Annotated in this window: 1 protein-coding gene; it reads left to right on the forward strand. The window is 57.6% G+C overall.

Going from position 1 to position 514, the window contains the following annotated elements; all coding sequences use genetic code 11:
- Positions 1 to 23: 23 nt before the first annotated feature.
- Positions 24 to 293 (forward strand): transcriptional regulator, encoded by a 270-nt coding sequence (locus ABWL39_RS20890; protein ID WP_367796141.1) that lies wholly within the window; start codon positions 24 to 26, stop codon positions 291 to 293.
- The last annotated feature ends 221 nt before the right edge of the window (positions 294 to 514 follow it).

Genomic DNA, 514 nt, shown 5'->3' on the forward strand with positions numbered 1-514 from the left:
AACTAACCGAACGGGGTTATCAAATGAGTGCACATCAAGCCGCAAAAAAAACCACAACTCCCCATAACTGGCATCGGGCGGATGTCGTGGCTGCCCTCAAGAAAAAGGGCTGGTCATTGCGTCGGCTCTCGCTGCAGTCGGGGCTTGCCCCCACTACGTTGAGCACGGCACTGGAGCGTCCGTGGCCGAAGGCGGAGCGAATCATCGCTGCTGCCATCGGGCTGCCACCGGAACACATCTGGCCGGAACGTTATGCCAAACGGAATTTTACTCCGTCTTTGGTTGCTGTTTAACACTTTTCCGTTACCTACAACTCGTTTTCGATGACTCCAGTGTCCGTGAAGGAGTCAATTTTGAGTAGTTCTGCGTTTCCCGGAGCCAAACACATGGCAGTGAGAAAACCCAAATGGAAGCTGCGGGCCACCAGCCTGGCGCATGGCTTCGAGCTGTGCGGCGACCACGCCGCCGAGCTGCGCCGCCCGGCCAAGGTGATGGCCGACCTGATGGCGGTGGA

It is taken from the genome of Chitinivorax sp. PXF-14 (assembly GCF_040812015.1).
GTDB lineage: Bacteria > Pseudomonadota > Gammaproteobacteria > Burkholderiales > SCOH01 > JBFNXJ01.

Coding starts and splice junctions, on each gene's coding strand:
- ABWL39_RS20890 (WP_367796141.1), top strand. CDS start 24: ATGAGTGCACATCAAGCCGCAAAAAAAACCACAACTCCCCATAACTGG.